The sequence below is a fragment of the Thalassospira sp. CA1 genome (assembly GCF_059052855.1).
The window spans coordinates 413620-435577 of record NZ_JBZCIA010000002.1 but is presented as its reverse complement, the minus strand read 5'-3'; the positions used below and the strand labels follow the sequence as shown (position 1 = coordinate 435577).

19 protein-coding genes are annotated in these 21958 nt (G+C 54.4%); 10 read left to right on the top strand and 9 right to left on the bottom strand.

Annotation, left to right across the window (positions count from 1 at the left end):
• Positions 1-17: 17 nt before the first annotated feature.
• The 5 genes from soxB (at position 18) to AC5Q5A_RS06075 (ending at position 5956) form a co-directional block, all read left to right on the top strand.
• A complete protein-coding gene (gene soxB / locus AC5Q5A_RS06095; protein WP_493894694.1) occupies positions 18-1712 on the top strand; it encodes a thiosulfohydrolase SoxB in 1695 nt (564 codons plus the stop codon).
• A 94-nt stretch (positions 1713-1806) separates the two neighbouring features.
• Positions 1807-3102 (top strand): sulfite dehydrogenase, encoded by a 1296-nt coding sequence (soxC, locus tag AC5Q5A_RS06090; protein WP_493894693.1) that lies wholly within the window; start codon positions 1807-1809, stop codon positions 3100-3102.
• Positions 3086-4186: a c-type cytochrome gene (locus AC5Q5A_RS06085; RefSeq protein WP_493894692.1), complete on the top strand. Its 1101-nt coding sequence runs from the start codon at positions 3086-3088 to the stop codon at positions 4184-4186. Before soxC ends, AC5Q5A_RS06085 begins: the two co-directional genes overlap by 17 nt.
• Positions 4187-4233: 47 nt before the next feature.
• On the top strand, positions 4234-4632 hold the full coding sequence (locus AC5Q5A_RS06080; protein WP_493894691.1) for a c-type cytochrome: 399 nt from the start codon (positions 4234-4236) through the stop codon (positions 4630-4632).
• A gap of 49 nt (positions 4633-4681) precedes the next feature.
• A complete protein-coding gene (locus tag AC5Q5A_RS06075) occupies positions 4682-5956 on the top strand; it encodes an NAD(P)/FAD-dependent oxidoreductase (RefSeq protein WP_493894690.1) in 1275 nt (424 codons plus the stop codon).
• A gap of 27 nt (positions 5957-5983) precedes the next feature.
• On the opposite strand, the gene AC5Q5A_RS06070 is transcribed toward AC5Q5A_RS06075, so the two are convergent.
• From AC5Q5A_RS06070 to AC5Q5A_RS06045, 6 genes are all read right to left on the bottom strand, one after another.
• Positions 5984-7105, bottom strand: coding sequence for an AbrB family transcriptional regulator (locus tag AC5Q5A_RS06070; protein WP_493894689.1), 1122 nt, complete (start codon positions 7103-7105; stop codon positions 5984-5986).
• Positions 7105-8787 carry a methyl-accepting chemotaxis protein gene (locus AC5Q5A_RS06065; protein ID WP_493894688.1) on the bottom strand — a complete coding sequence of 561 codons (1683 nt, stop codon included), beginning with the start codon at positions 8785-8787 and terminating at the stop codon, positions 7105-7107. Before AC5Q5A_RS06065 ends, AC5Q5A_RS06070 begins: the two co-directional genes overlap by 1 nt.
• A 34-nt stretch (positions 8788-8821) precedes the next feature.
• Positions 8822-10360, bottom strand: coding sequence for a tripartite tricarboxylate transporter permease (locus AC5Q5A_RS06060; protein ID WP_008891055.1), 1539 nt, complete (start codon positions 10358-10360; stop codon positions 8822-8824).
• A complete protein-coding gene (locus AC5Q5A_RS06055) occupies positions 10353-10841 on the bottom strand; it encodes a tripartite tricarboxylate transporter TctB family protein (RefSeq protein WP_064781406.1) in 489 nt (162 codons plus the stop codon). The genes AC5Q5A_RS06060 and AC5Q5A_RS06055 overlap by 8 nt, the downstream gene beginning before the upstream one ends.
• Before the next feature lie 44 nt (positions 10842-10885).
• Positions 10886-11884 (bottom strand): tripartite tricarboxylate transporter substrate binding protein, encoded by a 999-nt coding sequence (locus tag AC5Q5A_RS06050; RefSeq protein WP_174713879.1) that lies wholly within the window; start codon positions 11882-11884, stop codon positions 10886-10888.
• A 317-nt stretch (positions 11885-12201) separates the two neighbouring features.
• Positions 12202-12882, bottom strand: coding sequence for an IclR family transcriptional regulator (locus AC5Q5A_RS06045; protein WP_197147461.1), 681 nt, complete (start codon positions 12880-12882; stop codon positions 12202-12204).
• Between the two features lie 119 nt (positions 12883-13001).
• On the opposite strand from AC5Q5A_RS06045, the gene AC5Q5A_RS06040 reads away from it, so the two are divergent.
• Together AC5Q5A_RS06040 and AC5Q5A_RS06035 are read left to right on the top strand one after the other, a co-directional pair.
• Complete coding sequence (locus AC5Q5A_RS06040; RefSeq protein WP_493894687.1) at positions 13002-14219, top strand: CaiB/BaiF CoA transferase family protein; 1218 nt, start codon at positions 13002-13004, stop codon at positions 14217-14219.
• On the top strand, positions 14216-15061 hold the full coding sequence (locus AC5Q5A_RS06035) for a citryl-CoA lyase (RefSeq protein ID WP_493894686.1): 846 nt from the start codon (positions 14216-14218) through the stop codon (positions 15059-15061). Before AC5Q5A_RS06040 ends, AC5Q5A_RS06035 begins: the two co-directional genes overlap by 4 nt.
• A gap of 26 nt (positions 15062-15087) precedes the next feature.
• Here AC5Q5A_RS06035 and AC5Q5A_RS06030 read toward each other — a convergent pair whose 3' ends face one another.
• The gene (locus AC5Q5A_RS06030) at positions 15088-16146 is read right to left on the bottom strand and encodes an ABC transporter substrate-binding protein (protein ID WP_493894685.1); all 1059 of its coding nucleotides are present in this window, start codon (positions 16144-16146) and stop codon (positions 15088-15090) included.
• Positions 16147-16355: 209 nt separating this feature from the next.
• Between AC5Q5A_RS06030 and AC5Q5A_RS06025 the strand changes: the two genes are divergently transcribed.
• Both AC5Q5A_RS06025 and AC5Q5A_RS06020 read left to right on the top strand, forming a co-directional pair.
• On the top strand, positions 16356-17021 hold the full coding sequence (locus tag AC5Q5A_RS06025; RefSeq protein ID WP_008891048.1) for a response regulator transcription factor: 666 nt from the start codon (positions 16356-16358) through the stop codon (positions 17019-17021).
• The gene (locus AC5Q5A_RS06020) at positions 17018-18439 is read left to right on the top strand and encodes a sensor histidine kinase (RefSeq protein ID WP_493894684.1); all 1422 of its coding nucleotides are present in this window, start codon (positions 17018-17020) and stop codon (positions 18437-18439) included. Before AC5Q5A_RS06025 ends, AC5Q5A_RS06020 begins: the two co-directional genes overlap by 4 nt.
• 38 nt (positions 18440-18477) lie before the next feature.
• Here AC5Q5A_RS06020 and AC5Q5A_RS06015 read toward each other — a convergent pair whose 3' ends face one another.
• Positions 18478-19212 (bottom strand): response regulator, encoded by a 735-nt coding sequence (locus AC5Q5A_RS06015; protein ID WP_063089521.1) that lies wholly within the window; start codon positions 19210-19212, stop codon positions 18478-18480.
• Entirely contained in the window at positions 19193-20398 is a 1206-nt protein-coding gene (locus tag AC5Q5A_RS06010) for a sensor histidine kinase (RefSeq protein WP_493894683.1), read from the bottom strand. The genes AC5Q5A_RS06015 and AC5Q5A_RS06010 overlap by 20 nt, the downstream gene beginning before the upstream one ends.
• Positions 20399-20837: 439 nt before the next feature.
• On the opposite strand from AC5Q5A_RS06010, the gene AC5Q5A_RS06005 reads away from it, so the two are divergent.
• On the top strand, positions 20838-21950 hold the full coding sequence (locus AC5Q5A_RS06005; RefSeq protein ID WP_493894682.1) for a substrate-binding domain-containing protein: 1113 nt from the start codon (positions 20838-20840) through the stop codon (positions 21948-21950).
• Positions 21951-21958 lie beyond the last annotated feature (8 nt).

The window sequence follows — 21958 nt, the reverse complement described above, 5'->3', positions numbered from 1 at the left end:
CCGGAGGCCACCAATAAATGTTTTCGCGCCGTGAATTTTTGCAATGGGCTGCTGTGACCACCGCAGCGACCGGCTATATGGGCAGTTTGACCCGTGTCGCCGCCCAACAGCGTCTGACCCAGGACGATCTTTTGAGGTTTGACAGCAAAGGCAACATTACGCTTTTGCACTTCACCGATGTTCATGCCCAGCTAAAGCCTGTCTATTTCCGCCCGCCATCAGAAAACTACGGTGTCGGGGCGTTTGAAGGCATTCCGCCGCATCTGGTCGGTGAGGAATTCCTGTCCCACTTCGGGATTAAGCGTGGCAGTCCGCTCGCCTATGCGCATACCATGGTCGATTATGTCGATATGGCGCGGACTTATGGACGCCTTGGCGGCCTTGATCGCACCGCGACGCTGGTCAAGGCAATCCGTGCCGAGCGCGGGGATAGCAACGTTCTGTTCCTTGATGGCGGTGATACCTGGCAGGGGTCCTATACGTCGCTCAAGACCAATGGGCAGGACATGGTTGATTGCATGAAGCTGCTCAAGCCGGATGCGATGGTTGGGCACTGGGAATTCACCTTTGGCGAAGACCGGGTCAAGGAGATCGTTGATGATCTCGGTTATCCGTTCCTCGCCAGCAACGTCTTTGACACGGAATGGGATGAACCGGTTTTCGAACATACCGCGTTCTATGAAACCGGCGGACATAAGGTTGCGGTGATCGGGCAGGCCATGCCCTATACCCCGATTGCCAATCCGCGCTGGATGATCCCGAACTGGTCGTTTGGTATTCGCCCGGAAGTTATTCAGGCCAATGTCGATGCTGCGCGCGAGGCCGGGGCCGCTGTGGTCGTCCTGTTGTCGCATAACGGATTTGACGTGGACCAGAAACTGGCGACCGTTGTGAACGGCATTGATGTCATCCTGACCGGCCATACCCATGACGCCGTGCCCGAGGCGATCAAGATCGGCAGTACGTTGCTTTTGTCATCGGGTTCACACGGCAAATATCTGGGGCGCGTTGATCTGGAAGTTAAAGATGGACGCGTAACCGATTATAATTCTGCACTTATTCCGGTGTTCTCGGATGTGATTGATCGCGATCCGGAAATGGCCGCCAAGATTGACGAGGTCCGCGCACCTTATGAGGCAGAGTGCAATCGCGTTATCGGCAAGACATCTGGTCTGCTGTATCGCCGCGGTAATTTCAACGGGACATGGGATGACCTGATTTGTCAGGGGATCATGGAAGAACGTGATGCCGAACTGGCATTTAGCCCGGGATTCCGTTGGGGTACGACATTGCTTCCGGGTGACGATATCACCATCGATGATCTTTATAACCAGACCAGCATGAATTACCCGTCGGTTTATCGTCTGGAATTCACAGGTACGCAGATCAAGGAAATCCTCGAGGACGTTTGTGACAACCTGTTTAACAAGGATCCGTTCTTCCAACAGGGGGGTGACATGGTCCGTGTCGGTGGCATGGCCTATAGCTGCGCACCCAAGGAAAGTATCGGCAACCGCATCTCGAACATGACGATGATCAAAACTGGCGAGCCGATTGAAGCGGATCGCAGTTATGTTGTCGCCGGTTGGGCATCCGTCAACGAAGGCGTTGAAGGACCAGCGGTCTACGATCTGATGGAAAACTACATCACCCGTCACAAGGTCATTGATATTCCACGCAATGACACCGTGAAAGTGATTGGAATGAACTAGGCGAAATCACCTGGCCGGTTCCAATCACCGGGCAGGGCATTTTTCGCCTCAATATATATAAAATATCGAATATGTAGGGAGGGCACCAAGAGCCATGTCCAAACAACCTCAGAAAGATAAGAATTTTGTGCCAAGTCGGCGCAGCTTTCTTCAGGGTGGGCTAACAGCCGCCGGCGGGGCGGCGGTTGCCGCAATTGGTGGCGGTGCAGCGTTGGCGGCCGGAACCCCGGATCCGGCGATTACGGAACTCAAGGACTGGAACCAGTATTCCGGTCCGGGCGTGGATGCGGCACCCTATGGGATGCCATCACCGTTTGAAGCCCATGTCGTGCGTCGTGATGTGCCGTGGTTGACCGCCGATCCGATATCATCGATCAACTTTACGCCGTTGCATGAACTTGACGGCATCATCACACCAAATGGTCTTTGCTTTGAGCGTCATCATAGCGGGGTCGCCGAAGTGGACCCGGCCGAGCATCGACTGATGATCAATGGTCTGGTCGACAAGCCGCTTGTCTTTACCATGCAGGATCTGATGCGTTTCCCGCGTGAAAACCGGGTCTACTTCCTTGAATGTGCGGCGAACTCTGGCATGGAGTGGCGTGGCGCGCAGCTTAATGGCTGCCAGTTTACGCACGGTATGCTGCATAACGTGATGTATACCGGCGTCCGTCTGCGTACACTTCTGGAAGAAGCCGGCGTTAAACCAGCCGGAAAATGGATCCTGGCCGAAGGTGCCGATGCATCGGGTATGGGTCGTTCGATCCCGATTGAAAAGGCGCTTGATGACTGCCTTGTTGCTTTCAAAATGAATGGCGAGGCCCTGCGCCCCGAACAAGGATATCCGTTGCGTCTGTGCGTCCCGGGTTGGGAAGGCAATATGTGGGTGAAATGGCTGCGCCGGATCGAGGTCGGCGATAAGCCATGGCAGCTCCGCGAAGAGACGTCGAAATACACCGATCTTATGCCTGATGGCCGTGCGCGGCGCTTTACCTGGGCGATGGATGTCAAATCTGTCATCACTAATCCAAGCCCGCAGGCCCCGATCACCCATGGCCGCGGCCATACGATCATTACCGGCGTTGCATGGTCTGGCCATGGCAAGATCAAGCGCGTTGATGTGTCGCCTGACGGTGGCCGCAACTGGCAGCATGCCCGGATTGACGGGCCGAGCCTTAGCCGGTCGCTGCATCGTTTCTATTACGAGTTCAACTGGGACGGATCGCCGCTTTATCTGCAATCGCGTGCCATTGACGAACAGGGTTACGTCCAGCCGACCAAGGACGCCCTGCGTGCAGCACGCGGCGATAACTCGATCTATCATAATAATGGCATCCAGACCTGGTATCTGAAGTCGAACGGAGAGGCGGAAAATGTCGAAGTTTCTTAAGTTTACCGCAAGCATCGTTCTGCTTGGCGCAGCATGGGCAACCAATGCCAACGCGCAAGATGCAGATGCAGGCGAGAAGGTTTTCCGCAAATGTGCCGCCTGTCACGCCGTGGGTGAAGGGGCCAAAAACAAGGTCGGACCGGAACTCAATGAAATCTTCGGGCGTGTCGCAGGATCGCTTGAGGATTTCAAATATTCCAAGGCGATGACCAAGGCCGGTGAAGAAGGTTTGGTCTGGGACCACGACAGTCTGACCGAATATCTGGCGAAACCGCGCGACTATGTCAAAGGTACGAAGATGGCCTTTACCGGCCTGAAAAAGGACGACGAGATCGCCAATGTGATCGCCTATCTGGCAACCTTCTCGGAAAGTGCAGAGCAAGCCGCAGCGGAACCTGAGTCTGCACCGGCAGCAGCAGCTGTTGAAACCGCATCTGCAGCGGAACCTGCTGTGAATGCAGCGGATGCAGTGATCCCTGAGCATGGTGTTTATCATCTTGGCCGCGAAGCACTGCCCGAAGAAGTTGCTGCGTGGGATATTGATGTGCGTCCGGACGGTGTCGGGTTGCCTGTTGGCAGTGGTACGGTTGCCGATGGTGGCGTGCTCTATGATGAAAACTGTGCGGTGTGTCACGGCGTGTTTGGTGAAGGTGAGGGACGCTGGCCGGTATTATCGGGTGGCTTTGATACCCTGACGGCGGATCGTCCGGTCAAGACCATCGGGTCCTATTGGCCGTTCGCCTCGACGATTTTTGACTATGTCCATCGGGCAATGCCGTTTGGGAATGCCCGGTCGCTGAGTGCTGACCAGACCTACGCAATTACAGCTTACCTGTTGTATTTGAACGATATTGTCACAGAAGAAGACTTTGAGTTGTCCAATGAAACCTTCAGCGAGATTTCGTTGCCTAACGAAGAGAACTTCTATCCCGACGATCGTCTGGAAGAGCCAAATTTCGCGACTAATGTTGAACCCTGCATGGAAAACTGTGGCGATGGCCCCGCCGAAATTGTAATGCGCGCGCGTATTCTTGATGTTACGCCGGACGGCGATGAAGAAAACGGTGCGGCGGGGATCGATTAATGCGCACCAGTCACCGGAAACATCATGAAACGGATGGTGGCAGGGCTTTGACAGCGCACGTGTTTCGGGCGCTGGCCATTGATAAGATCTGGCTGTGTGTTGCGTTCGGGATCTTCTTGATCCCGAACTTTTCGTTTGCTGAGCCCGGCGCGGAGAAACCGACACCGGACATGCCATTGGGTGAGGCCATCGGGCAGGTATTGGCGATGCCCGGTGATGCGGATTATGGCGCTTATCTCGCGACAGAATGTGTGACGTGCCATCAGCGACACGCTGCCAATCATGCGATCCCGGTGATCGATGGTTTGCCGCGCGAGTATTTTGTCGAGGCGATGCTGGAATACAAATACCGCCTGCGCGACAACTCAGTGATGCAGGCAATCATGGCAAGCCTTGGTATGGAAGAATTGGCAGCGCTTGCGACCTATTTTTCGACGAAGGACTAAAGGTTGGAGTTTGTGAAACGTCGTTAATCAACGGATCAGGAACAAGAAAATGAGCAATGTCACAAGGCGAACGTTCAACAAGTTTCTCGGTGCCGGTGCAGGTATCATGGCAATGCCGGGCATTTTGCGCGCGCAAGGCCGCAAGAATGTCGTGATTGTTGGCGGCGGTGCCGGTGGGGCGACGGTGGCCCGTCATTTGGCGGAAAAGGCCGGTGGTGCAATCAACATCACCCTGATTGAGGATTCCGAGAAATACACGACCTGCTTTTTCTCCAACCTGTATCTTGGTGGCTATCGCGATTTTGCTTCGATCACGCATGGCTATGATCGACTGGTCAATGATTATAACATTCGCAAAGTGACAGCCCGGGCAGAAGAAATTGATCGCACAGCGAATCAGGTGCGCACATCAACCGGGGAAACCATCCCCTATGACCGGCTGGTCCTGTCGCCGGGTATTGATCTGATATTCGATAGTGTTCCAGGATATTCGGCGGAGCTGGCGGAAATTGCCCCACATGCCTGGCAGGCCGGGCCGCAGACGCAATTGCTTAAATCAAAAATCGATGGCCTTAAAAATGGTGATCAGGTGGTGATGGTTGCGCCACCCAACCCGTATCGGTGTCCGCCGGGCCCGTATGAACGTGTTTCCATGATCGCCCATACGCTTAAGGCACGCGGGCTCACTGACTGCACGATCGTTGTTCTTGATCCGAAGGAGAAATTCTCCAAACAGGGTCTGTTTGCAGAAGGGTGGGAGAAATACTATCCGGGCATGGTGGAATGGTATGGACCCAATATCCACGGTGGTATCAAGGGTGTCGATGTCGAAGCCGGAACGGTTGAGACCGACTTTGATACGTTTAGCGGTGCGTTGCTCAACATCATTCCAGCACAGCAGGCCGGGAGCATTGCCATCAGTGCGGGGCTGTCGGACGACAGTGGATTTTGCCCGGTGGATGCCGAAAGCATGCGGTCCAAACGCGATCAGAACATCTTTGTCATCGGTGATGCGTCCATCGCAGGCGCCATGCCAAAGTCAGGATCTGCTGCCAACAGTCAGGCGAAAGTGGTGGTGATGCATTTGATGGCGGATCTGATGGATGCGCGGGTCTTTCCAGCGCGTTATCTCAATACGTGCTGGAGCCTTGTCGAAACCAATGACGGGATCAAGGTCGGGGCGCAATATGGCAATGTTGAGGGCGCGATCGCCAGCACATCATCCTTTATCAGCCAGCCCGATGAAAGTGCCGATGTCCGCCGGCATACATTTGAGGAATCTGTTGCCTGGTATGAAGGGATTACCAAGGACATGTTTGGCTAATCAGACGTGCGAAGCGTCCGAAACAGATTAATCTTGCCGTGCGGCTTTCTTTTGCATGTGGCGCTGAAACCACTTGGCAAGGAGTGGCGCCAGCAACACGATCTCGAAAATGCGCACGATATGATGAAAGGCGACAAAGCTCGGTTCGACATTGAGTGCGAGCGCAATCAATGACATTTCAGCAACGCCACCCGGTGCAAAGGCCAGCAATACCGCAATGAAATCAAGATCAAGCCATTGCGATACGAACCACGCAACCCCGCCCGTGAAGGCCAGGACAACAAAGGTTGCCAGCACCGAATAGCCCGCAAGGCGGACAAGGACAGCGATCTTGACGCCCGAAAACCGACTGCCGATGGCAGAACCAAGGATCAACAGGCTTCCGGCAAGCAGCCAATCGGGCAGGTTACCCTCGACGATGCCTGATACATGCAACACCATGCTAGCCGCCATTGCACCTGTCATATAGGCCGCCGGGATGCGCAGCTTGCGAAAGACCAGAACTGTGATGATCGCGCAACCTGCGGTCAAAAGGCCTTCGTTCAGTGTCATTTGAACCGATTGGCTATCGCCATGGCCGTTTGCCACAACACCCGTGATCATCAAAACAATCAGGGGTGCCGACATCACCAGCAGCAAAACACGTAAACCCTGCGTCAGGGCGATTTCCTGTTCATTGCCGCCAGCAGCCGCCCCAAGAACGACCATCGGTGTCAGGCCGCCCGGAGTTGCGGAAAACAGTGCTGTGGCCGGGTCAAGGCGGGCAATGCGGGAATAGAAACAGGTGATCACGAATGTGATGATCGGAACATATAGCAGAACCGCGATCATGCTGATCGGCCACTTTGCAGCCTGATCAAGGGTATCGGGGGTAAAGGATGCGCCGAGGAAAATACCGATGACGCCAAGGATGCCAGAGCGAAACTGCATCGGGACACCCATCGGCACGCGCAGCAGGCTTGCGACAAACGTGGCCAGCATCGGGCCCATCATCCAGGCCAGAGGCATATTGATGAAATGGGCGATCAGGCCGCCAATAAGGCCAATCGCCAAAGCAATCGACAGTTTTTTGAAAAACTGGGGTGTCAAAACACCGGAAAGTCGGTTGATCCAATGGGCGCCTGAGCGACCATCCGGTGTTCTCGTCATTATGCTTCGGCCTTGTTCTTCTCGATTTGTTCAAGGAAGCCGTCGATTGCGTTACGCAGTTTGGTGGCCTCGTCATTCAATGTACTGGTGGCGCGCGTTACGTTTGCAGAACCGTTATGCACGCGGGCTGTTTCGTTATCCAGTGCACCAACCGCCTCGGCCACGGTCCGCATACCGCCATTGGCATCCTGAATGCTGTCAGAAATACCGGCTGTGGAGGCCTGTTGTTCTTCAACGGCGGCGGCGATGGCAGCAGCCGACTGGTCCACTTCGCCTATAACATCCGCAACACCGTGCAAGGCATTGACCACGTTATCGGTAAGGCCACGAATTTCTTCGACCTGACTTGCGATATCTTCGGTTGCGCGTGCGGTCTGGGATGCGAGGTTTTTAACTTCGCCCGCGACCACGGCAAAGCCCTTACCGGCGTCACCGGCGCGTGCGGCCTCAATGGTGGCATTCAGGGCAAGCAGGTTGGTCTGGTTGGCGATGTCTTCGATCAGGCTGACGATATCACCAATCCGTTGGGTGGCGTTGGTCAGCTGTTCAAACAGGGCACGTGACTGTTCGCTTTCGGAACGTGCACGTCCGGCAACCTCGGCCGAGTTCTGGGCCTGCTGGCCGATTTCGGCAATGGCTTCGGACAAGCTAGCGGTCGTCTGAGAAACAGCTTCGATGTGATGAAGAACCTGCTCGGAATGCTGGTTTGCGTCGGCTGAACGTGCGCTGGCAAGGGTTGCAATCTGTTCCATGTCGCTGGCAGATCCGTTGAGTGAGCTGAATTCCTGATCAAAGCCGGAAAGGGCTTCCTGAACGACGCGCTGGAAGTGGTTGGTGGCGTCGATCAGATTTTGCTGGCGCTGCCTTTCAAGGCCACGCACGCGTTCGCGTTCCTGACGCAGGACTTCTGCTTCCTTTGACTGATCACGCAGCACCATGACAGAGCGCGCGACCTTGCCAATCTCGTCAGCACGTTGTCCGCCGCGAACACTCACATCAAGATCGCCATTGGAAATTTGTTCGATCAATTCGGCAAGGTCGGTCATTGGCCGTGAAATGCGCCGGGAGACAAAGATCGACACAACAACCGCAACAACCACAACAATCAGTGCAACGATGACAAAGACACGCTGCAGGGCTTCGGCCTGCGCATAGGCATTGGCAAACGAGGTTGTGGCAATTTCATGCGATTGGGCAAGGATATCGTTGAGTGGCGCCTGAAGGGCCTGGAAGGTTTCATCAGCCTGGGCAATGACTTCCAGCGCGCCATAGATGTTCATTTCACTTTCAACAAGGAACTGGTTCACCTGTTCCATGTATTTCTCATAGTTATCGGTAAAGGCATCGCCACCCACAGCGGCAAGGCGCTGGGCAAGGGGGGCGAGTTCTTCTTCGAGTTTGGCGACCTGTTCGCGAAGATCGGGCACAACAGCAGCATTAATGCCGTTGGAGTCCCAGGTCAGAATACGAAACAGCGATCCGTGCGCCTCGTTCAGGGCGTTGCTGAGTGTTAGCGCATCGGATCGCCTTTCATAGGCTTCAACGCGAAGGCTGGTAAGGGTGTCTTTTTCGCTTTCGAGGGTTGCCACAGTGGCAATCCCCATGGCGACAATGACGATCATCAGGAAGACCGGAACCAAAAGGGTTTTGGGACCAATCGACAGATTATCAAGAAACCGCATTACCAATATCCTTCACGTCGCTCAGAGGCAGATCTTAGAGTTCACCATCATTGGGAAGTGCTGATTTGCGGTTTGCCAACCAGCTGCGCAGATTGCCGATCAACGGGGCTGCAAGGAACAGAATGCTGATCAACAGGATCACCAGCGTGATCGGGCGTTCCCAAAGGAACGAAATGGAACCGTCACTAATGGCCAGTGCACGACGGAGGTTTTCCTCCATCATCTTGCCCAGAATGAAGCCAAGCAGCATCGGTGCCATCGGATAGTTCAAAAGACGCAGGCCGATCGCGATTGCAGCTGCAATCACCATCATGTGGATGTCCATGGTGTTAAAGGTCACCAGATAGACACCAACCAGCGAGAAGAACAGAACGAACGGAACAAGAAGCTGCTGGGGCAGGGCCAGAAGACGCGAGATATACGGGATCAGCGGCAGGTTCAGAACCAGCAGGACAATATTGCCGATATACATCGAAATGATCACCGACCAGAACACGTCCGGCTGTTCAACAAACAGACGCGGACCCGGCTGAACGCCATAGGAAATCAGAGCACCCATCATCACAGCCGTGGTACCCGAACCCGGAATACCAAGGGTCAGAAGCGGCACGAAGGAACCGGAACACGCAGCGTTGTTTGCGGTTTCCGGCGCCGCCAGACCCCGGATGGAACCTTTGCCAAAGCCGAGCTTTTCCTTGGCCGAGGCAATATTGCGTTCCATGCCGTATGCAAGGAAGGATGCAATCGTTGCACCGGCACCCGGCAGAACGCCGGTAAAGAAGCCAAGAACCGAGGAACGGCCAATGACCGGGATCATGATCTTGACTTCTTCCTTAGACAGCTTCATCGAGCCCAGGCTTTTAAGCGCCTTTTCTTCCTCGGAACGGGTGTCCTTGGTCGGACGCAGGATCGAGAGCAGGGCCTCGGAAAGGGCAAAGGTCGACATGGCCAGCAAAAGGAAGCTGATGCCATCGACAAGATCCATGCTGCCAAAGGTAAAGCGGGCAACGCCAGCCGCCGGGTCGGTGCCGATGGTCGAAAGCATGATCCCGAACAGGGTCATGGTAATCGCCTTAAGAACCTGTCCCTTGCCGGCAAAGGCAGACACAGCCGTCAGGCCAAGCACCATCAGTGCGAAATAGTCACCCGACTGGAACGACAACGAAACTGATGCCAGTGCCGGTGCGGCGACCAGCAGGAAGATTGCAGCAATCGTACCGCCAGAGAAAGACGAGTAGGCGGCAATGGCCAGTGCCTTGCCAGCCTGGCCCTTTTGGGCCATCGGGTAACCGTCAAAGGCGGTCGCAACCGTTCCGGCAACACCCGGCGCGTTGATCAGAATAGAAGAGGTCGAGCCACCAAAGATTGCCCCGTAATACACGCCCGCCATCAGAATAAGGCCGGTGGACGGATCAAACCCGTAGGTGATCGGGATCATCAGGGCAATGGCAGTGATTGGGCCAAGACCGGGAAGCATCCCGATAAAGGTGCCTGCGAAACAGCCGACCGCAACCATCAACAGGTTGATCGGCATGACAGCGGTCGAAAGACCGGAGAAAATTCCCTCAAGCATCGTTTGACATCCAACCGAGATAATAGAAGAAATCGCCAGGGGTCAGGTAGATGCCCATGGCATAGAGCAAGCCCCAGAAAGCAAGCGTGACACCGACAGCCGTCAGGATCAGAACCAGCGGACGTCGTTCGCCAAGCGTATAAAAACCGCCCATCAGGAAGAGCGATGTTGAAATCGGGAAGCCCAGCTGGCGGATGGTCAGGCCATAGAAGACCATCAGTGCTGCCAGGATAACAACGCGTTTCCACTTAAGACCGCGGAATGCATGTTCGAGACTGCCGGCCTCTCTGTTGGTCGGCAGTATCAGTTGGATGAAGGAAACCACACCAAGCAACCATGCAAGGGCGTTAGGGAGGGTTCTGGCATTGAACGGGGCATCCTCGTCGCCAAACAGCAGCGGGATGTCATCGACATAGAAGCCATATATCAGCGCAAGGCAAAGAAATAGCAGCGCGCCGAATTTGTCGCGATTGATGGACATGGCATGGTTTCCTTCGGAGGTCTTTTTACTTGTGTATTAACGGCTTATTTCAGGAAGCCAAGGTCGCGCATCAGGTCGCCAACGACCTTTTCCTGATTTTCCATGAAGGCAGAAAACTCAGCACGCGGCTTGTAGATTTTTTCCCAGCCATTGCGGGTACGAACGGTTTCCCATTCCGGGGTTGCCTGAACGTCCTTGAGGATCGCAGCATAGGCATCCGCTTTTTCAGCCGACAGAGACGGCGAACCGAAGTAACCGCGCCAGTTGACGAATTCAGCATCAATGCCGAGTTCACCAAGCGACGGAACGTCCGGAGCAGCTTCAACGCGTTCTTTCGAGGTTACAGCCAGAATGCGAACCTGACCTGCCTTGGCAAGTTCAAGCAGCTCACCCAGACCGGTCGACAGAACTTCGGTTTCACCCGACAGAAGGCCAGCGATTGCTTTGCCGCCTGCGTCATACGGAATGTATTTTACCTGTTTGGCATCGCCGCCGCCCTGCTGAACGGCATAGGCTGCAACGATGTGGTCCATACCGCCACGGACCGAACCGCCACCGAACTTGACCGAGGACGGATCAGCTTTGACCGCGTCAACAACGTCGGTGAAGGACTGATACGGGCTGTCAGCCGGAACAGCGAATGCTGCATATTCAGCAACAACGGCTGCGATCGGGGTCAGGTCGCGGAACGACTGCGGGAAGACACCGGTCAGCGAACGCACGATGATCGGGGTGGAGTTGACCATCAGGGTGTTGTCAAGGCGATCAGCAGCTTCGATCATGTAGGCGATAGCTTTACCGCCGCCGCCGCCCGACATGTTTTCGTAGGACGCGGTGCCAACAAGACCCGATTTGGTCAGGGCTTCACCGGTACCACGTGCCGTGCCATCCCAGCCGCCGCCTGCGCCGCCCGGAATGACGAAGTGAATTTCGTCGATTTCTGCAGCTTTGGCATCCATTGCACCAAATGCAGCAGTCGAAACAGCAACAGCCGTGGCTGCTGCGATAAATCCGCGACGCGAGAACATCGACAGTTTGTTCATCAGGGTCTCCTCCAGACACTAAAGCAATTTCCCAGCCACCCGAATAGTGGCAAGACGATCAATGGAACAAAACGCCAGCAAGGGGAGTCCGAACACCGCTTTCAGAGGCATGAATGCCCACCTGACCCCGGAAATTGACCTGACCTCCCTTGCCGAATTTTCTTCTTGTTTGTTCCAGGGCCAATTTATGACTCACGGATCGGCAGTGGCGGGACGGTAACAGCCAAACCTGTCACCAACCTGTCATTGGCAAAAAATGGGTGAAAAAAGTTCACATGATTTATGCGTCAACGGCAAAGATGGGCGGTCGTTTGTGATTAAGAAGACATGCGTTTACCGCAATCCGCAGCACGTGATTGCAGCGAAGCCAGGCATTTGAGTCGCTTTTCCGGGGTGAACCGACTGATCGGACCGGAAAGGGCAAGTGCACCAAGCAGGTGGTTCTGCCGATCCAGTACCGGTACGGCAATCGCCGAAACGTCCGGATCACGTTCACCTTCGCTCAGGGCAAACCTGTCTTCGAGGACCTGTAACGAACGGTCATCGACCCCATCTCCCCATGCGCGGATCACGTGGCCAGCCGCCCCTAATTCACAAGGAAGAATAGCGCCTTCTTCAAGATGATGACGCAGGCTGCTTGGGGAGTTTTCGCGAAACAGGCACAGGCGATTGGCGCCTTCGGGCACGTAAAAGGATGCGGTTTCCCCGCTTTCCGAAACAAGGATCGATAGGTGTGGGCGGACGATATCGTCCATGCCGTATGATCGCCTGTAAATGGAGCCAAGACGCCAAAGTGCCGGGCCAAGGCGATAGCGGCCACGACCCGAAATCATCAAAAAACCACAAGACTCCAACGTTCCCGCCAGTCTCGAGATGGTGCTTTTATACATTCCGGTACGCTCGGACAGGTCCTTGAGCGACAGGTCATGGTCCTGATCGGTGAAGGCATCAAGAATTCCCAAGGCGCGCTCAACCGCTGTAACGTTTTGTTCTGACATGGATTTACCTGCTCCGGTTCGCTGGGGTGTTGCCATGGCCGGGCGAACATCATTTTCCCTAAGTCCAAAATTCTATATAATAGAATATAATTCTACCAGACAGAATTTAGGAAACATCCATGAGCGGACCAAAATCTCTTTCCGGAATAACGGTTCTTGACCTGACCAATGTTTTGGCCGGGCCGTTTTGCTGTCACCAGCTGGCCCATATGGGGGCGGATGTCATCAAGGTCGAAGCGCCCGGGCGTGGTGATCTTGCCCGCCAGCTTGGTGCCGACATGGAGCTCAATGAAAAGCTGATGGGCGTTTCATTCATGGCACAAAACGCCGGCAAACGTTCGATCACGCTGAACCTTAAGGATCCGCGCGGGAAGGAAATCCTCAAAAAGCTCGTGGCCAATGCCGATGTCCTGGTCGAGAACTTCCGCCCGGGCGTGATGGATCGTCTTGAGCTTGGCTATGATGTGCTTTCAAAGGTTAATCCGGCGCTGGTTTATTGCGCGATTTCCGGCTTTGGCCAGAGTGGCCCGATGAAGAAGCTTCCCGCCTATGATCAGATTGTTCAGGGCCTTTCGGGCATCATGACCATCACCGGTGAAGAGGATAAAGGGACCTATCGCGTCGGGTATCCAATGGCCGATACCATTGGCGGCATGACTGCGGCCTTCGCCATTAGTTCAGCGTTGGCGGGCCGGGCCATTGGCAACAAGGATGCCAAGGGCAGCTTCATTGATATTTCGATGCTGGAATCGGTGATTGCCACGATGGGGTGGGTGGTCTCGAACTATCTGATTGCCGGCAAGGAGCCGACTGCCAATGGCAATGACAACTTCACGTCTTCACCATCTGGCGCCTTTGCCACGGCCGATGGCCAGATCAACATCGCCGCAAACAAGCAGGAACAATTCGAAGCCCTGTGTGGTGTTCTTGGTCTTGAAACGCTTATCAAGGATCAGCGGTTTGTGTCACGCAAGGAACGGCTCGAAAACAGATCGGCTTTGAGCGAACTGCTTGAAGAAGTGCTGGTCACACAAGAAACCGATTACTGGGTTGAAAAGCTTAACGTCGTTGGCGTTCCGGCCGGCGCGGTTCTGACCGTGCCACAGGCGCTTTCGCTGCCACAGATTGCTGATCGCGGGATGTTGGCGTCGTTTGACAATGTTCCGGGTGCAGATCGCGATATCCGAATTCTTCGAACCGGGATCAAGATGGATGGCGACGCCCCGTCGGTGAGTGCACCGCCGCCGGAACTTGGACAAGACAATCAGGATATCCTGTCGTCGCTGGGCTTTTCCAATGATGAAATCGATAACTTTGCCAAGGAGGGCGTGCTGTGAGTTCGAAAACCGTTGAAGACGTTGAAAACGAAGTGCGCGACTGGTGGCAGACCGGCATAATCGATATGGAGCCGGGCAAAATCCATTATGGCGGTTACGCGATTGAGGATCTGATTGGCAATATCAGCTTTCCAACCATGATATGGTTGATGACACGCGGCGAATTGCCATCAGCACCGCAGGCCAAGCTGCTTGAAGCAGCGCTTGTTTCGGCCATCGATCACGGGCCGCAAGCCCCCAGCATCGCCATTGCCCGCATGGCGGCAACGTGTGGCGTTGGTCTGAACAATGCCATGGCCAGTGCGGTTAATGTCCTGGGTGATGTGCATGGCGGGGCGGGCGAGCAGGCGGTTGCCCTTTATCATGACATCGCGCAACGTATGGATGCCGGACAGGATATGGCCGCGGCGGTTTCAGACGGCCTTGATCATCAGATTGCCGAGCGTGGCAAACATGTGCCGGGCTTTGGCCATCGGTTCCACCCGGTTGACCCGCGTGCACCACGGCTTTTGGCACTCGTACGTGATGCAGCACAGGAAGGTCATGTGTCGGGCCGGTATGGCGAAATTTCCAGCGCGATCGAGTCAGAGCTTTTGGCGCGTAAAGGCAAACGGATCCCGATGAACATCGATGGTGCAACGGCAGTTATCTATGCCGAACTGGGATTTGCGCCGGAACTGGGGCGCGGGCTGTTTTGTCTTTCGCGGTCGGTGGGCATTCTTGCCCATGCGTGGGAACAAACCCAACAGGGCGGCCGCAACAAGGGACCAATCCCGCGCCGAATGATCTGGAACTATACCGGTCCGGAGCGTCGTCCAGTACCAGATAGTGCCAAGTCTTAACAAGACACGTGGTTGGGCAGGGTGCGTTATCTGCGGTTCAGCAGTGCATCTTGCCAGCGGCGCAGGAAGCGCTGGCGCTTGGCCTGATCAAGGTAAACCAGCAATCCCGGCCCGACCGGGAAGGAGCGCACGCGTTCGCCATATCGGTCAAAGATCAGCGACGAGAATGTGCTGGGCGGAACGTCGGCGCGCACTGGGTTGAAGTTGCCTTCATTTTGCAAAACGCTTTGGCCCTTTATCGACAACATGAAATCAAGGAAACGTCCGCCAAGGTTGGGGTTGCGTGCACCACGCGGGATGATGGCAATCCTTGAATAAACGACAATAAAGTCGTCCGGCAGGATGACGCCAAGGTTCGGGTTTCGTTGGGTAAAGGTTTCCGCATACGATCCCAGCAGGTTATAGCCAAGCACCACCTGACCGGAGGCGATTTTTTCAAGCATAGGAGAGGTATTGGAATAAAGCTTTACCTTCGCCTGACCCAGAATGCGGACAAAATCCCAGATACCGGGGAAAAATCGTTCATCGCGCGCCAGAAACAGGAAGCCAACACCGCTGCGTTCAATGTCATAGGTCGTGACTTTTTCACTCAGCAACTCGTCGTGGTTGACAAGTAACCGGATAAAGTCTTCTCGGGTTCTGGGCGGTTCAAGTTCGTTTTCGCGGAAGAACTCGCGGTTATAGGCGATGACGGCGGGTTCTTGCGTTACAGCGAAGGCTTCGTTGCGCCAGCGTGCCCAATGGGGCAAAGCGTCTGTTTCACTGCTTTGATAGGAGGTGGCATATCCGTCATTGGCCAGCTTCATCTGCAAATCCATCGAGGAGCTGATGATCAGGTCCGCCGTTGGTTCACCGTTGGCGCGCTGGCTTTGGGTAATGTCATACATCTCAAGTGTTTGCAGCTGGTGGTATTCAACGCCAATAAACGGGTTGTCTTGCTGAAACGCTTCGATCACCGGGACAAAGGCACCGATATCGGCGGAGCCATAGATAACGGCCATTGGTTGTGTGCTGGTCAGCAGTGATTGTTCTGGATCGGACGCCTGGGACGAACGCAATGCCGGATAGGTGAAAACTTCGGCCATCGCAGAAGAAACTTGCATCGCGAGGGCGATGAAACATAAACCAATACAGATACGGCCCGAAATCATGCTGCAATACTCTGTGTCGCGGATGGTCATTGGCATATGGTGCCGGGGCGAGGATATCGCTTGTTCTTGAATGCCTTTGCCGGGAAAATGGCAGAATAGAAATTACCTCTGTCGAGGTTTATCAGGGAAAAGTCGCGCAAACAATGAGAGTCCTTGTTGTCGAAGATCATGCCGCACTGGCAGATGGAATTGCAGGATCCCTGCGACAGTCTGGCTATGCGGTCGATGTGATTGCCGATGGCGAGGAGGCTGACGACGTTCTGCGCACCCAGGAATATGGCCTGGTGGTTCTTGATCTGAACCTTCCGAAACTTGACGGGCTCGAGATATTGAAACGCCTGCGTCATCGCGGAGCCGAAAGTGCCGTTCTGATCCTGACCGCGCGCGGTGACATCGAAGACAGGGTCAAGGGACTTGATCTTGGTGCGGATGACTATCTGGCCAAACCGTTCGAACTGGTCGAGCTCGAAGCGCGGGTGAGGGCGCTTATGCGGCGTAATGCCGGGACGCATAATACCCAGCTTAAATGTGGGAAGCTCAGTTTCGATACAGTGGCGCGACGGGTAACGGTTGATGGCACGGATGTCGATATTCCAAAGCGTGAGCTTAATATCCTTGAAATCCTGTTGATGCGGGTCGGTCATGTTCTGAGCAAGGAGCAAATCGTTGATCAGTTGGCCGGGTTTGAAGACGATATCAGTGCCAACGCGGTCGAACTTTATATCAGTCGATTGCGCAAACGGGTCGAGGCGGCCGATGTCAAAATCCAGACCGTTCGCGGTCTTGGCTATCTGTTGAAAAAAACATGAAATGGCGTAATCGATCGCTTCGGCGCAGGCTTGTCATATCGCTGCTGATCCCGCTTTTGGTGGTCAGTTCCCTGATGCTGCTTGAAGTCCGCAGTAACGCAGTTAATTCGACAAACCAAGCATTTGACCGTGCACTTTTAAGTTCTGCATTAGCCATTGCGGACCGTGTTGTCCTGATCGGTGGTAAGATCGAGGTGGACGTTCCATATGTCGCGCTCGAGATGTTGACAAGTGCGGCGGAAGACAGGGTTTTCTATCAGGTCAGTACCGCACAGGGCGAATTCATTACCGGCTACGAAGACCTGCCGCCGGTGCCTGAGAAGTTCCTGCCATTGCGTGAAGAACCGGTTTTCTATGATGCGGTTTATAACGGCGAGACGGTCCGGATTGGAGCGCTTTCACGCTATGTGGCGAGTGTTCGCAAAGCGACACGTTTTCATGTGCTGGTTGCCGAAACCATGGGAACCCGCACAAGGCTTAGTGAGGATATTCTTGCCAGTGCCGCGGCGCGCCAGATCTTGCTGATTGTCATTGCCGCCATGATCGTCTGGTTCGGGATCGGTCAGGGCCTCAAACCGCTGGCCCGCCTGGAGGAGGCGCTTAATCGCCGTTCTCCGAGTGATCTAAGGCCGATTTTGCACGATGTGCCGATCGAGGTCCGCCATCTGGTGGGCGCCATCAACCAGCTTTTCAGCCGTCTGGAAAACAGCCTGAAGACCATGCAACGCTTTACCGCAGATGCAGCGCATCAGCTTAGAACGCCTTTGGCAGCACTTCGAACGCAGGCAGAACTTGGTCAGCGTGAAAAGGATCCTGAGAAAATCCACCAGATCATGGATACCATTGCGGCCTCGACCCGGCAGACATCGCATCTGGCCAATCAGTTATTGGCATCCGCACGTGCCGCACCCGAAGGCCTTGCTGGCCGGCCGTTTGACAAGATTGATCTGTGTGAAATTACCCGTGCGGTAACCGGATCAAAAGTGCCGGTCGCGATCGAGCGCGGCATTGACCTTGGATATGAGGGGATTACTGATCCTGCGTGGATTATGGGTGATGCGACCCTAATTGAAGAGTTGCTAAAAAACCTTGTCCATAACGCACTGACATACTGCCCAAGTGGTAGTGCTGTGACCGTTCGACTTGAACAGAACACTGCCAAAAACAAGGTGATATTGACCGTCGAAGATAATGGACCGGGTATTCCGGTCGAACATCGCAAGGATGTCTTCAAGCGGTTCTACCGGATCAATGATGCCGGATATGACGAAGGATGCGGACTGGGACTTTCCATCGTCAAGGAAATCGCTGCCCGGCATGAGACCAAGGTAAAACTGACGCAACCCAAAGAGCATAGCGGGTGCATCTTCAGTATCAGTTTCGATATGGCGCCTTTGGACGAGCGCAAAGAAAACTGATTGCCCAGTCCTGCTGATTGGAGATGCCGAACAAGAACCTAGTCCAGCGGCACTGGTTGACCTGCAAGCCAGGCGGATAGTTCCTTGTTGGCACTTATCAAACCCTCGCGATTAATGACCTTCCGGGCAATGGCACTGGAAACAGCGCGGGTGCGTTTGTTTAGCACAATGCCCATTTCGTTCTGGTCCTGTGACTCAACTTCAAGCTTGTCATAAAGCGACAGCAATCTGTTCTGGACAGTGCGGAGCGAAAGTTTCCGGCGCATGGCAATTGCCTTGTCAGGAAGTCCCAGCGCCAGATCAAGCAATATCAGATATTCGAATTCCGTCAGCGCACTGCGCGAGCGCATCTGCTGTGCCTGAATCTGGTGAACTTCGCGATCAACAACAATTTGTGCTTCGATAAGGACGGCACGCAACGCCAGTCGCATCTTGTCCGGTGTTGCGGTTTTAAGCACATATCCATATGCCGCTTGATCGGGAACAATCCGTGTAATTCCTCGCAGATATGCCTCATCCGAATAGTTCGACCAGAAAAGTATCCTTGTGTGGGGGCGTTCTGCCCAGATCGTTCGCGCGGCTTCAATGCCGTTATGTTCCTTCATGCGCAGGTCCATTACGACGGCTGAAATCTGATGCAGATGGGCAAGTTTTTCGGCTTCCTTGCCGTTATGGGCAACAAGGATTTCGTCAAATTCCGGTAACGCATTTTCAACGATTTCCATCAGGAAATCCGCGTGCATGTTGTCATCTTCAACCAGCAATATTTTCATTGATCGTTTCTCCCTCTTGTCTGGTCGCTTGATGCAACTGAATTGTTATTTGTGTGCCGTCGGAAGTTGAAAGGTCATATTTTGCGCCGATCAGGCGGGCGCGTGTTTTCATATGTTCCAAACCACTGGACGGTTTTCTTGGATGGGGCTGGAAGTTTCCGTTATCCGAAACGCGGATCGTCAGACAGTCATCCGGGCTTTTGGTAATCAAGACCGAAACAAGCGACGCATTCGAATGCAGCACGGCATTGTTGATGGCTTCCTGACAGATACGAAAGACTGCGATGCGTGTTGTTTCAGGCAACAGGTCAATCGCCCCGTCTGTTTGATCATCGACCTTGAAGCGCATTGCGCTGTCATAGCTTACAGCCCGTTCCAGATGCGTCTGGACAGCGTGGTGGAAGCCAAACAGGTCAAGAATCGATGGGATCGAGGTATCAATGATATCGCGCAGCCCCTGAATCATGTTTTGGACTTGCTGCTGCAGCCTTAGATACTGTGCTTCGCTCAGCCCCGGGCGAAGATCCCGTGCAATGCGTGTCAGATCAGCCAAAGTTTGATCATGCAAATCCATACCGATGCGCTGGCGTTCGGCCTCCAGCGCGTCGGTAAGGCTGAGTGCGCCAAGACGCAGACCTTCTTCGCGTGCAAGGATTTCAGCGCGAATGATCGCTTCTTTGTTGGCCTTTTCGTTGGCGCGCAAGGCATAGAAATATGGGGCCAGCATGTCGGCCAGAATGCGCATCTGCTCAAGGTGGCTCTGGTCGTAGAAATCTTCCTTCTTCGAAGAACAATTCAACGATCCAACGACTTCACCGAGAACCTTCATGCCGACACTGACGCGGCTGCGAAGTTCGTGGTCAATAATCGGCGCACTTACCGCACCGGGGAAAAGGAAACGGGGGTCCTCAAGGGCATTTCCCGTCAATAGATGGTCTGTTTTACCCAGCAGAATGTCGCGGATAGGCGCCTTGCGCACATGGGAGCGCATTTTGCTCCAGGCTGTTTCGACGCCAACCTCATAGGCTGTTGCCCACCTTTTGTCCGTGTCAATCAAGCACACATCAAGGTGATCAAACTCGATAATCTTCTCGATCTCGGTTTTGACCGAGCTGAGCGCCGAGTGAATATCAAGGTTCCCCGCAAGCAAGTTGGAGATGCGAAGGTAATGAGCAAGATCCGACATGAGTGGTTTCCTCCAGCTCTTCGATAATATTCACAGGCATTTCTCTTGTCTTGCGGGAACCCGCAACTTGGATGCGTAACACCGTATGCGTTCTGCGGAAACTGCTCTTTACGATTTAATCGGAACTGATGAAGATTGCGCCATGGTTTGGTGTCTGGTTTTCGGGCATTGACCAAACTTTGCCGCACGACGGCAAAGAGCCAACCAAAAACAATAAGTCACATGCTGACATCAGGGGGGAAATCTCGGTTCACGCCAAAACGGCGTGAGAACGAAATTTCTCTGAAAATACCAGAAGAACCGACCCTTGTGATCTTTGATCAGAAGGCTCGTCGTCGGCATGCGACAAACGAGACGTCAAGAACTTGCACAATGCGGGCAGGGGCGCTGACCTGCTGAGGAAGCGATAAAGAACAGCGCATCCAACGGGAGGACTACCATGAAAAAATTACTGACGATGACGACAGCGACTGTCGCATTGATGATGACTGCACACGTTGCGTTTGCCGGGCCGAACACTGTTGCTGGTCCGGGTGCCGATCCGGCGTGCTTCACACCGGTTTCCGATGATACTGCCTACTTTCAGTGGCCTGCGCGCGAAGGCCCCTACAAGATTGCGCTTGTAAACGGCTTTATCGCCAATGACTGGCGCGTTCAGATGATCGCAGTCGCAAAGGCCTATGCCGCACAGCCGGAAGTCGCGGTCGAGATCGAAGAGTTCAAAGTTGTGTCGGTTGGTGAGGACATCGCCGCACAGATTGCCGCGGCCAACAACTTTATCGATCAGGGCTTTGACGCCATTATCATTAACGCCAACAACACACGCGCATTCGGATCGGTGGTGCGTAAAGCCAACGAAGCCAATGTTGTCGTTCTATCGTTTGACAATGTGATTGATGATCCCAACCAGATCGCGATCAACGTTGATCAAAAAGGGCTTGGAATGTCGGCCGGTAAATTCCTTCTGGAACAAAGCGGTGATGGCCCGGCCAAGTTCCTGCATGTCCGTGGTCCGGCTGGCCAACCCGTCGACATCGCACGTAATGAAGGTTTCCATGAGGTGATCAAGGAATCCGGGCGTGATATCGAAGTCGTCGATGTTGTCGGTAACTGGGCGCCTGGTGACGGACAAAAAGTAACTGCGGATGCCATTGCCGCTGGCGGTGTATTTGACGGTATTTACGTTCAGGGCGGCTCACAGGGTGTTGCCACCGCAATGCTCGATGCTGGCGTGTTCAAGGCCCCGATTTCCGGCGAAACCGAGAATGCATTTCGTCAGCTTTGCAACAGCGCAGAGCTGAGCTGCCAGTCGGGTGGAACGGGACCGGCACAATCATCTGTGACCATCAAAACCGCAATTGCGGCCTTGAAGGGTGAAGTCGTTCCGTCAGAAATCGCGCTACCGACCTCGATTTCCTATTCCCCGTTCAAGGAAGGTGTCGAGATGTTCCCGAAACTGCCGGGCAGCTTCTTTGCGGGTAACAATTTTGAAGCCTGCAACATTGGCTTTACGGCTGAAGAAATCGCGTCTCAGACAGGCGAAAACAACTAACAACAATA

Bases quoted from the DNA above. Each gene is read 5' to 3' on its own strand.
- AC5Q5A_RS06065 (WP_493894688.1), bottom strand. From the start codon at position 8,787: ATGCGGTTTCTTGATAATCTGTCGATTGGTCCCAAAACCCTTTTGGTT.
- AC5Q5A_RS06070 (WP_493894689.1), bottom strand. From the start codon at position 7,105: ATGACGAGAACACCGGATGGTCGCTCAGGCGCCCATTGGATCAACCGA.
- AC5Q5A_RS06015 (WP_063089521.1), bottom strand. From the start codon at position 19,212: ATGAAAATATTGCTGGTTGAAGATGACAACATGCACGCGGATTTCCTG.
- AC5Q5A_RS06030 (WP_493894685.1), bottom strand. From the start codon at position 16,146: ATGGCCGAAGTTTTCACCTATCCGGCATTGCGTTCGTCCCAGGCGTCC.
- soxC (WP_493894693.1), top strand. From the start codon at position 1,807: ATGTCCAAACAACCTCAGAAAGATAAGAATTTTGTGCCAAGTCGGCGC.
- AC5Q5A_RS06060 (WP_008891055.1), bottom strand. From the start codon at position 10,360: ATGCTTGAGGGAATTTTCTCCGGTCTTTCGACCGCTGTCATGCCGATC.
- AC5Q5A_RS06005 (WP_493894682.1), top strand. From the start codon at position 20,838: ATGAAAAAATTACTGACGATGACGACAGCGACTGTCGCATTGATGATG.
- AC5Q5A_RS06045 (WP_197147461.1), bottom strand. From the start codon at position 12,882: ATGTCAGAACAAAACGTTACAGCGGTTGAGCGCGCCTTGGGAATTCTT.
- AC5Q5A_RS06010 (WP_493894683.1), bottom strand. From the start codon at position 20,398: ATGTCGGATCTTGCTCATTACCTTCGCATCTCCAACTTGCTTGCGGGG.
- AC5Q5A_RS06075 (WP_493894690.1), top strand. From the start codon at position 4,682: ATGAGCAATGTCACAAGGCGAACGTTCAACAAGTTTCTCGGTGCCGGT.
- AC5Q5A_RS06050 (WP_174713879.1), bottom strand. From the start codon at position 11,884: ATGAACAAACTGTCGATGTTCTCGCGTCGCGGATTTATCGCAGCAGCC.
- AC5Q5A_RS06055 (WP_064781406.1), bottom strand. From the start codon at position 10,841: ATGTCCATCAATCGCGACAAATTCGGCGCGCTGCTATTTCTTTGCCTT.
- AC5Q5A_RS06085 (WP_493894692.1), top strand. From the start codon at position 3,086: ATGTCGAAGTTTCTTAAGTTTACCGCAAGCATCGTTCTGCTTGGCGCA.
- soxB (WP_493894694.1), top strand. From the start codon at position 18: ATGTTTTCGCGCCGTGAATTTTTGCAATGGGCTGCTGTGACCACCGCA.
- AC5Q5A_RS06025 (WP_008891048.1), top strand. From the start codon at position 16,356: ATGAGAGTCCTTGTTGTCGAAGATCATGCCGCACTGGCAGATGGAATT.
- AC5Q5A_RS06020 (WP_493894684.1), top strand. From the start codon at position 17,018: ATGAAATGGCGTAATCGATCGCTTCGGCGCAGGCTTGTCATATCGCTG.
- AC5Q5A_RS06040 (WP_493894687.1), top strand. From the start codon at position 13,002: ATGAGCGGACCAAAATCTCTTTCCGGAATAACGGTTCTTGACCTGACC.